This window comes from Streptomyces sp. NPDC054840 (assembly GCF_053611065.1).
Window position 1 is genome coordinate 1 of sequence record NZ_JBSGZP010000260.1, and the last position, 9,434, is coordinate 9,434.

Consider the following 9,434-nt stretch of genomic DNA (forward strand, 5'->3'; position numbering starts at 1 on the left):
CCCCGAGCCTGGGAGGGGTGCAGCGGGGCTGGGAGGACGGGGTCGGCCGACGCCGGATGTGGCCGGCGGGGCCGGGAGGGCCCCGGCGAGGTCGAGGGCTAGAAGCCCGGGCCGTCCTTGCGGTTGCCGGCGGTGGCCAGGCGGCCCCAGAGGAGGTCGGTGAGGCCCGCGACCAGGTCGGCGCGCTCGCAGGGGCGTTCACCCAGCCACCAGTCGCCGGCCGCGTGCATCATGCCGACGATGCCGTGGCCCCAGATCCGGGCGAGGCGTTCGCCCCCGGGGCCGAGGTCCACCCGTTCGCCGATCACCTCGGCCAGCTCCTCGCCGAGCCGGCGCAGCAGGGGGGCGGAGTGCAGGCCGACGTCGAAGCCGCGTTCCGCGCTGTGGGAGTCCTCGGCCGGGTGCATGAGGAAGCGGTAGACCTGCGGGCGGGCCTCGATGGCGGCGAGGTAGGTGTCGAGCGTCGCCTCCACCCGGCGGCGCCGCTCGGCGGGGGCGTCGAGCGCGGCCCGCAGGGAGTCGAGCAGCGCGTCGGTGTGCCGGACGGCGAGGGCCTGATAGAGGCCCGCCTTGTCCCCGAAGTGCCGGTAGAGGATGGGCTTGGTGATGCCGGCCTCCGCCGCGATCGCGTTCATGGAGGCTTTGGGGCCGTCCCTGAGCACGACCCGGTCGGCGGCTTCGAGCAGTTCCCGCCGGCGGCGTTCGGCCGCTCCGGGCTCACCGGCCTGCTGAGTGGTCTCCATGACGTGTTTCTCTCCCCGCCCTTGCGATGTGCCTGACGCCCACGCAACGTAACACCCCGCACACCCCGTCGATCGAATCGGTGGTCATCCCGTCCGGCGTCCTGGCCGGTGCGGGCGGTGCTTGACAGTGCTTACTCGTCGGTAACACACTGTGGCCTTCGCGTAGGTTACCGCTAGTAACTTCCGCAAGGACGAGTACAGACAGGTGGAGGGGACATGGCGGAGTTCACCATGGAGCTGAACGACGACCAGAAGCAGGTGCGGGACTGGATCCACGGCTTCGCCGCCGATGTGATGCGTCCCGCCGCCGCCGAATGGGACGAGCGCGAAGAGACTCCCTGGCCCGTCATCCAGGAGGCCGCCAAGGTCGGCATCTACTCGCTGGACTTCTACGCCCAGCAGTTCTTCGACCCGACGGGCCTCGGCATTCCGATGGCGATGGAGGAGCTCTTCTGGGGCGACGCGGGTATCGCGCTCTCCATCGTCGGTACCGGACTCGCGGCCATCGGCGTCGTCGCCAACGGCACCGAGGAGCAGATCGGCACCTGGATCCCGCAGATGTACGGCACCCCCGACGACGTCAAGGTGGCCGCCTTCTGCTCCTCCGAGCCGGACGCCGGCTCCGACGTCGGCTCGATGCGCACCCGGGCGGTCTACGACCAGGCCAAGGACGAATGGGTGCTGAACGGCACCAAGACCTGGGCGACCAACGGCGGAATCGCCAACGTCCACATCGTCGTCGCGGTGGTCGATCCCGAGCTGGGGACCAAGGGGCACGCCTCTTTCATCGTCCCGCCGAACACCCCCGGCCTGTCCCAGGGCCAGAAGTTCAAGAAGCACGGCATCCGCGCCTCGCACACCGCGGAGGTGGTGCTGGAGGACGTACGGATCCCCGGCTCCTGCCTGCTCGGCGGCAAGGAGAAGCTGGACGAGCGCCTCGCGCGGGCCCACGAGCGCGCCCGCAGCGGTGGCGGCGAGCGGGTGAAGAACGCGGCCATGGCCACCTTCGAGGCCTCCCGGCCGGCGGTCGGAGCGATGGCCGTCGGCACCGCGCGCGCGGCGTACGAGGTGGCCCTCGACTACGCGAAGACCCGTACCCAGTTCGGCCGCCCGATCATCGACAACCAGGGAGTGGCCTTCCAGCTCGCCGACATGCGGACGCAGATCGACGCGGCCCGGCTGCTGGTGTGGCGGGCGTCGTGGATGGCGGTGGCGGGGCGGCCGTTCGAGTCGGCGGAGGGCTCGATGTCGAAGCTCTTCGCGAGTGAGGTCGCCAAGAAGGTCACCGCCCAGGCGGTCCAGATCCTCGGCGGCAACGGCTTCACCCGTGAGTACCCGGTGGAGCGCATGCACCGGGACAGCGCCATCTACACCATCTTCGAAGGCACCAGTGAGATCCAGCGCCTGGTGATCGCCCGCACGATCTCCGGCATGCCGATCCGCTAGTTCGTGTCGTCGAAGCAGCAGGACGGGGGGCGCCCGTGCGGGGTACGGGGTGAACGCCCCGTACCCCGGCGGCTCATCGCAGCGGGGTCAGGCAGTAGGTGGTGAAGTCGTTCCGGCTGTACTTCGGGTCGGAGATGTAATCGCCCGCGGCGCAGCGCGCACCGGGTGTGTCCGGGCGCTCGGTGACCCGGAACCGGGCGCGCGGCGAGGTACAGGACTCGATCCGCAGCTCCTGGTCGAGCCAGCTGCCCTCGTTGCGTACACACTGCCCCGCGGACAGCTCGGGCTCGCCGAACACCAGGGCGGCCAGGAGGAGGGCCGGCACGGCCAGTACGACCAGCAGGACCGGGAGCAGGAAGAGCAGAACCGGGGCCCGGCGCCACAGCGGCTTGCCCGGGTCGAGTGCGGGCCGGAAGCCGCCGGCCGGAGGAGCGAGCTTACGGAAGGCGGCCCGCGGGCCGAGGTTCATCAGCAGGGTCACGGGCGTGATGAAGGCGGACAGCGGCCCCCACCAGCCCTGCCACAGGGTGTCCGAGGACATCCGGCGGTAGGTGGCGAGCCCGCAGTCGCGGCAGAACGGTCCGCGCAGGCTCAGGAACCGCATCAGCACGATCAGGCCCTGGTGGCCGCGTACGGTCGCCTGCGCGGCGGGCCAGGCCCCGCACATCCGGCAGCCGTACCGGCCGGGCTCCGGGTACGCGCCGTACGCGCCGTACGCGGCGTGGGGCTGAGGTCCGGCGTACCCGGGACCGGGCGGGCCGCTCTGCTGCGGGACGGGCGCGGCATAGGGGTGGTACGGGCCTGCGCCCTGCGCTGGCGGCTGCGGCGGAGTGGCCACGGAGATCTCCTCGGTGCTTCGTGATCACCGGCGCGGTGATCATGGCACCCTAAGCCCCGCCGTTCCCGTTCTCAGGGCCGGAGCAGTCGCGTGAGGGCCCGGCCGAAGAGGAGCCGGCCCGCCGCCGCGACCAGTGGATCCAGGGCGCGGGGGAGGCCGCGCACGCGCAGCTCCTCACGCCAGTGGATCTCGGCGCCGCCGGTGGCGAGGGGACGGACCTCGATCTCCGCCCAGCCCGCCACGGACCGGCCGCGCTTCTCCAGCCGGACCAATCCTGGCAATCCCTCCGCAGGCGGTCGCCACACGACCACTTCCATGCGGTCGTCGAATGTGATCCTGCTCACGCCCGTGCGTGCTGTGAAGATCGTTCCGACGCGGGTCGGCGGCGCCGTCTCGATGATCGTCCGGGTGAGCGGGACCTGCGCGCCGTGGCGCTCCCAGTCCGTGAGCATCGGCCATGCCTCGACCGGCGGAAAAGACGTGCGGTGAATGATCCGGACAGCGGGCATGAGCGCATCGTAATCGGGCATACACACCCTGAACTGGACGGCGGATATGGGTTCCGTCCGGGGGCGGCGATCAGTAATACTCACCGCCACCGTGGATCGCGGATTCGACCGGGTGACCACCGGCGCTCCCGCCCCACTTCGCGAGGAGGTGCGCCATGTGCTCCCACCAGCCACCCTGCCCGACCGCCGACAGCGCCGATCACGACGCCGCCCGCATTGTGGCCTCTCACCCCGAACAGGGCTGGAGCCTGCTGTGCAACGGAGTCGTGATGTTCGACGACACCGGTGAACTGCTCCCCGACAGCCGCACGGTGGAACCGCGCCGCCCGGCCCTGGTCTGAGCGAGGAGGCAGCATGCGCCAGCAGCTGATCCGTAAGCCCGTCCCGAAGCCCGCCCCCCGAGACCTGGACCTGCGCACACCGTCGGGCAGACCCCTCCCGTACTGACGGGAGCCCAGGGTTCAGGCCGTAGTTCGGACCCACCGGCCGAGACTCAGCCGGTGGGCGCAGCCGCGCCGCCAAGGAACGCCGCCTCGAAGGCGGCGTCTCCGATCGCCGCGCGGGCCTGCCGCTCGCCTTGGTCCCGCAGGGCCGTCAGCGAGGGTGAGCCCATCTGCGGCCGGCCCACCGTGCGCCACCAGGCCTGCCCGGTGCCCAGCAGCCGCGCCGCGAGTTCCCCGTCGCCCAGCCCGGCCACCGCCGCGGCCAGCAGGTCCAGGCCGAGCGCGATGCCGAAGCGGTCGCCGAGCAGCCGTTTCCCCGAGAGCATGGCCCGTACGTGCCGGGCGGCCTCCCCGTGGTCGCCCAGGCCCAGCGCGGCCACGGCCAGGATGTAGTCCGCGTACGCCCTCAGCCAGCGCTCGCCGAGCTCCACGCAAGCCTCCCGCAGGGACCGCGCCTCCTCGGTCGCCTCCTCGAAACGTCGCAGGTCGCACAGGGCGTAGCCGGTGGCCAGCTTGCACAGGAGCCAGCCCGCGCCGCTGGTGCGCCCGCCGTGTCCCGCCCGGGCCCGTGGACCCGCCAGCCGCAGGGCCCGTACGGGGTCGCCGGGCATGAGGACGGAGACCGCGTGCAGGTAGCCCGCGCGCAGCTCCCGCTCCGGGTCCGCGAGTCGGGCCGCGTCGCGGGTGCACTCGCCGCCGAGCTGCTGGGCCGCGTCCAGGTCGCCCTGGAGCAGCGCGGTGAGCCCCAGGGCCCACACGGCCTGGTTGTACGCGGCCCCCGTACGCGGAACGGCCCGCAGGGCCCGTTCCAGGAAGCCGCGGCCCTCGTGCGCGTGCCCGCACGCGAACCAGTAGAACCACAGGGCCCCGGCCATCTCCAACGCCGCCGTCGGGTCGGAGGCGATGAGGTGTTCCAGGGCGGTACGCAGCTGCGCGTGCTCGGCGGTGATCCTGCGGTACCAGTCGACCTGCGCGGGGCCCAGCCAGCCCCGGTCGGCGGCCTGGGAGAGCGCCGCGTACCAGTGGGCGTGCCGGTCCGTGACGATCTCCCCCTCGCCGAGTTCGTCCAGCCAGTCCTGCCCGTACTCGCGGATCGTGTCCAGCATTCGGTAGCGGGCCCCGGTCCCGCGTTCCTCGATGCGCAGGACCACGGACTTGGCGGCGAGGCCCGCCAGTACGCGCTCCACCCGGGCGGCGGGCAGCGGCCCGCCCGAGCAGACGGCGCGCGCCGCGGCGATGTCGAAGTCACCGGTGAAGACCGAGAGGCGGGCCCACAGCAACCGCTCCAGCGGCTCGCACAGTTCGTGGCTCCAGCCGATCGTGGTCCGCATCGTCCGGTGCCGGCGCGGAAGCGCGGCCCGGGCGTCGGACAGCACCTCGAAGCGCTCGCCGATCCGCTCGGCCATGTGCTCCAGCGTCCACAACCGCATGCGGGCACCCGCGAGTTCCAGAGCGAGCGGGATGCCGTCCAGGCGCCGGCACACCTCGGCGGCCACCGCGGTCCGCCCGGGGTCGGCGAACACGGCCGCCGCCCGCGGGGTCGCGGCGAGAGCGCGGGCCCGGAAGAGGGCGAGGGCGTCGCTGTCGGGCCCCTCACAGGGCAGCGGCCGGACCTCGACGACCTCCTCGGTCGGCATGCCGAGCGGCTCGCGGGAGGTGACCAGGATCGTCAACCGGGGGGCGGACTGCAGGAGTTCGCCGACCAGGTGGCGGCAGTCGGCCACCAGGTGCTCGCAGGTGTCCAGCACCAGGAGCAGCTCCTTGTCGGCCATCCACGCGCACAGCTCCTCGTCGGGAGGGTGCGGGGAGTGGTCCGCGAGGCCGACGGTGTGGGCGACGGTGGCCGTGAGCAGGCTCGGATCGCGCAGGGGTGAGAGCTCCGCCCACCACACCCCGTCGGGGCGCGCCTGGCAGGCGGTGGCGACGGCCCGCAGGGCGAGCCTCGACTTGCCGACGCCGCCCACTCCTGTGAGGGTGACCAGTCGTCGCTCGCGCAACAGGCCGTCGAGCAGCCGGAGTTCGCGCTCCCGTCCGACGAAGCTCGCGGGTTCCGGGGGTAGGTTTCCGGGCGCCGGGCAGGGGGCCGGTCCGGGATCGCCGTCCGCGGAGTCTGCCTGATTGTCATTGCACGAGTACTCACCGAACACGGATGTATTGTGCGCGATCTTCCTGTGCGGCCGCGCCGTTCAGGCCGGATCGGTGTCTTCTTTCACGCGACGAGTGTGATCCGCCGCTCCGCGGAGAAGGATCCCCAGTTGCCGTCAGGGAGTCTGGCCCGCAGTTTCACGGCCCACACCGTGCCGGCCGGCTCGGTCACCGTGATCCGGTGTTCCGCCCGGCCGCTGGGCACCGCACCCGCTCCGAACTGGATTACGGTCGTGGGCAGTCCGTTGACGAACAGCTCGTACTCGGTGGTCTCGCCGCCGGTGGCCGGGGCGGACCAGGTCAGCGTGACGGTGCCCGGGGAGGCGGTCGCGGCGAATTCGGCGGGGGCGGTGCCGGGGCGGTCGCCGGAGGCGGGTGGGGTGGTCACGTCCACCGCCGGGCCGTCGGGGGAGGAGTTGTCCGCCCCGTCGCGGGCGCGGACGGTGAACGTGTACACGGTGTCGGGCCGGAGGTTGTCCAGGGTCGTGACGCTCTCGCCGGAGCCGGCGGTGTGGATCCGGACGCCGCCCTGGTAGACGTCGTAGGCCGTGATGCCCGTGTCGTCGGTCGCCGCCGTCCAGGACACCTGGGCGGACCGGGGTCCCGTCGCCCGCGCGGTGGTGGTGGCCGGGGAGGTGGGGGCCGTGCGGTCCTCGGCCTTGGCGGCCGGCGTGGTCACCCGGGCGGCCGGGCCGGGGTCGGAGAGGTTGCCGGCGGCGTCCTCGGCCCGGACCGTGAAGGCGTAACCGGTCTGCGGGGCGAGGCCGGTGATGTCCACCATGGTCTTCTCGGCGGGGAGTTCGCGGACCAGGCGGCCGGCCTCGAAGACCTGGTAGCCGGTCACCCCGTCCCGGTCGGCCGCCGCGTCCCACATGACATGCACGCTGGTGGCGCTGCCGGCCTGGGCGGTCAGTCCGGCGGGGGCGGGCGGGGGCCGCGTGTCCGGCGCGGTGCAGGCCGTGAGGCCGGTGAGGCCGGTGAGGCCGGTGATGCCTGCGACGGCCAGGCGGAGGGCGAGCGTGGGGGCGCTGCGTCGCACGGGGGTGCCTTCCTCGACTTGCTTGGCTCCTTATTGGTCTAGACATATATGGCACGGCGGGGCGGAGACCGGCAAGACCCCGCGTCCGGCGACCCCCGCGGTGTGTCCGGGTTCGTGTTCTTCTGTTCTCGTCCGGCATCATCGCCCGGCGCGGCGGCCGGACCGACTGCCCTCGGCCCGCTGCCGGGCTACGGAACGGACGGCGACTCCGAGATCCTCACCGGGCCGACGGTGGTCGGCTGCAACCCGCGGGAACAGCCCGTGCCTTGGTGCTGCGCCCGCGCCGGCCGGTCCGCTGCGAGATCGTCACGAACCGGCCGCCCCTCACGGACCGTCAACACCCGTACGGCGGACACGGCTTTCGCCCGAAGGCACCCCCTCCTGCGCCACCATGGCGGCGTATAAGGAGGTTTCGATGGTTATTTCCCTCTCGGTGGTCGTCCTGCTCGTCATCCTGGCCTGGATCTTCCTGCGCAGCGGCGGGCTCAAGTTCTCGCACGCCGTCGTCTGCGGGCTGCTCGGCTTCTACCTCGCGAGCAGCAGCATGGCCGCGACCATCCACAACGGCCTGACGGCCACCGCGAACGTGGTGTCCAGCCTCAATCCTTGATCGACTGTTGCGCCTTCGTGAATCATCCGGCCCATCCATGGACTCCTCCGGCGGTGCGATCTAGCGTCTGGCGGCGGCGCGACACCAGACGCAATGTCAACAACGCTGAGAGACATGGAGGAAGCCCGGATGCCCCGAAGATCGCTGAACTGCTCCGTGCTGCCCGTCGTCGCCGCGCTCACGGTGATGTACGGCGGCTCGCCGGCCCAGGCCGAGGAGATACCCAAGGCCCCCGGCCACCGCCTCGTCACCCACTACGACGGCGCCCCCGCGCCCGCCGCCCCGCTGTCCGGCGAGGCGCCGCCGCAGCACCCCTTCCTCGCGCCCAACGGCCGCAGCGGCATGCACTCCGACGCGGCGGGCAGCGCCACCTCGCCCTGGTCGGGGCCGCTCGGCAACAACCCGAAGGTGACCAGCGAGAAGATCGCCGCCCTCGGCGGTGAATGCGCCACCGCGACCTTCGACTCGGCCGGCCGGCTCGTCACGGTGTGCGGCACCTTCTCCGGCTTCAAGGTCAAGCTCTTGGAGGCCCGTACGCTCGCCACGCTCGCGGAATACCAGCTCCCGCAGCGCTCTTCGACGGTCGAGGCGATCACCTCGCTCGACTTCGCGAAGATCTTCAAGGACACCTCGGGCGGCGCCTACTTCTACCTGGACGACCAGGACCGGGCCGTGCTGGCCGACTCACGCCAGCACATCCTGCGCCTCGCCCATTCCCAGAACCCCGACGGCAGTTGGAAGTTCACGGCAGAGGACGACTGGGACCTCACCGGGCAGGTCCCGCACGACTGCGTGACCTGGACCCACCTGTGGCCCAGCGGCACCTGCGACCCCGTCACCTCCGTGATGCCCGACTGGAACGGCCGGATCTGGTGGGTCACCCGCCAGGGCCGGGTCGGCACGGTGGATCCGGCGACCTCGCGGATCCGCTCCGTCCAACTGCGGGGCGAGGAGATCCAGAACTCCTTCTCGGTCGCAGAGGACGGCGTATCCATCGTCTCCGACCATGCGCTCTACAGCTTCCGCGCCGCCGCCGACGGCACCCCCGAGGTGCAGTGGCGCCAGACGTACGACCGTGGCACGGCGTCCAAGCCCGGATCCGTCAACCAGGGCTCGGGCACCACCCCGGACCTCTTCGGCCGGGGCTACGTCGCCATCACCGACAACGCCGACGACCGGATGAACGTCCTGGTCTACGACCGGGGCGTCGACGTACCCGCCGATCGGCGGCTGGTCTGCAAGGTGCCGGTGTTCGGCTCCGGCGCCTCGACCACCGACAACTCCCTCATCACCTGGGGCAACAGCATCGTCGTCGAGAACAACTACGGCTACGAGAACCCCACCACCCTGCTGTGGGGCAAGTCCGTCGTGGGCGGAGTGGCCCGCATCGACGTACGTGCCGACGGCAGCGGCTGCGACACGGTCTGGGAGAGCGCGATCCGCGCTCCCTCCGTGGTCCCGAAGCTGTCCACCGCGAACGGGCTGCTCTACTTCTACGAGAAGGAGCCCAACGTCTGGGGCATCGACGCCTGGTACCTCACGGCCGTGGACTTCCGCACGGGTGAGCGCCGCTGGCGGCAGCTGACCGGCACCGGTCCGCTCTACGACAACAACTGGGCCCCGATCACCCTCGGCCCCGACGGCACCGCGTACGTCGGTGT

General features: G+C 71.9%; 9 protein-coding genes. 4 read left to right on the forward strand and 5 right to left on the reverse strand.

Features of this window, described 5'->3' with window-relative positions; genetic code table 11:
- Positions 1 to 98: 98 nt before the first annotated feature.
- Positions 99 to 743 carry a TetR family transcriptional regulator gene (locus ACWGIU_RS19570; RefSeq protein WP_030011804.1) on the reverse strand — a complete coding sequence of 215 codons (645 nt, stop codon included), beginning with the start codon at positions 741 to 743 and terminating at the stop codon, positions 99 to 101.
- A 216-nt stretch (positions 744 to 959) separates the two neighbouring features.
- On the opposite strand from ACWGIU_RS19570, the gene ACWGIU_RS19575 reads away from it, so the two are divergent.
- Positions 960 to 2,189 carry an acyl-CoA dehydrogenase family protein gene (locus tag ACWGIU_RS19575; protein WP_030719072.1) on the forward strand — a complete coding sequence of 410 codons (1,230 nt, stop codon included), beginning with the start codon at positions 960 to 962 and terminating at the stop codon, positions 2,187 to 2,189.
- A 73-nt stretch (positions 2,190 to 2,262) separates the two neighbouring features.
- Here the strand turns inward: ACWGIU_RS19575 and ACWGIU_RS19580 are convergent, their stop codons facing one another.
- Positions 2,263 to 3,027: an LppU/SCO3897 family protein gene (locus ACWGIU_RS19580; protein ID WP_453707458.1), complete on the reverse strand. Its 765-nt coding sequence runs from the start codon at positions 3,025 to 3,027 to the stop codon at positions 2,263 to 2,265.
- A gap of 71 nt (positions 3,028 to 3,098) precedes the next feature.
- Positions 3,099 to 3,536 (reverse strand): SRPBCC family protein, encoded by a 438-nt coding sequence (locus tag ACWGIU_RS19585; RefSeq protein ID WP_453707460.1) that lies wholly within the window; start codon positions 3,534 to 3,536, stop codon positions 3,099 to 3,101.
- Between the two features lie 155 nt (positions 3,537 to 3,691).
- On the opposite strand from ACWGIU_RS19585, the gene ACWGIU_RS19590 reads away from it, so the two are divergent.
- Positions 3,692 to 3,877 carry a DUF5999 family protein gene (locus tag ACWGIU_RS19590; protein ID WP_030388211.1) on the forward strand — a complete coding sequence of 62 codons (186 nt, stop codon included), beginning with the start codon at positions 3,692 to 3,694 and terminating at the stop codon, positions 3,875 to 3,877.
- A 152-nt stretch (positions 3,878 to 4,029) separates the two neighbouring features.
- On the opposite strand, the gene ACWGIU_RS19595 is transcribed toward ACWGIU_RS19590, so the two are convergent.
- Together ACWGIU_RS19595 and ACWGIU_RS19600 are read right to left on the reverse strand one after the other, a co-directional pair.
- On the reverse strand, positions 4,030 to 6,126 hold the full coding sequence (locus tag ACWGIU_RS19595; RefSeq protein ID WP_453707463.1) for an ATP-binding protein: 2,097 nt from the start codon (positions 6,124 to 6,126) through the stop codon (positions 4,030 to 4,032).
- Positions 6,127 to 6,188: 62 nt separating this feature from the next.
- Positions 6,189 to 7,163 carry a fibronectin type III domain-containing protein gene (locus tag ACWGIU_RS19600; protein WP_453707465.1) on the reverse strand — a complete coding sequence of 325 codons (975 nt, stop codon included), beginning with the start codon at positions 7,161 to 7,163 and terminating at the stop codon, positions 6,189 to 6,191.
- Positions 7,164 to 7,578: 415 nt separating this feature from the next.
- On the opposite strand from ACWGIU_RS19600, the gene ACWGIU_RS19605 reads away from it, so the two are divergent.
- On the forward strand, positions 7,579 to 7,773 hold the full coding sequence (locus tag ACWGIU_RS19605) for a hypothetical protein (RefSeq protein ID WP_453707467.1): 195 nt from the start codon (positions 7,579 to 7,581) through the stop codon (positions 7,771 to 7,773).
- A 129-nt stretch (positions 7,774 to 7,902) separates the two neighbouring features.
- A partial coding sequence (locus tag ACWGIU_RS19610) for a hypothetical protein (protein ID WP_453707469.1) occupies positions 7,903 to 9,434 on the forward strand: 1,532 nt, incomplete at its 3' end.

Bases quoted from the DNA above. Each gene is read 5' to 3' on its own strand.
- ACWGIU_RS19570 (WP_030011804.1), bottom strand. From the start codon at position 743: ATGGAGACCACTCAGCAGGCCGGTGAGCCCGGAGCGGCCGAACGCCGC.
- ACWGIU_RS19575 (WP_030719072.1), top strand. From the start codon at position 960: ATGGCGGAGTTCACCATGGAGCTGAACGACGACCAGAAGCAGGTGCGG.
- ACWGIU_RS19585 (WP_453707460.1), bottom strand. From the start codon at position 3,536: ATGCCCGCTGTCCGGATCATTCACCGCACGTCTTTTCCGCCGGTCGAG.
- ACWGIU_RS19590 (WP_030388211.1), top strand. From the start codon at position 3,692: ATGTGCTCCCACCAGCCACCCTGCCCGACCGCCGACAGCGCCGATCAC.
- ACWGIU_RS19605 (WP_453707467.1), top strand. From the start codon at position 7,579: ATGGTTATTTCCCTCTCGGTGGTCGTCCTGCTCGTCATCCTGGCCTGG.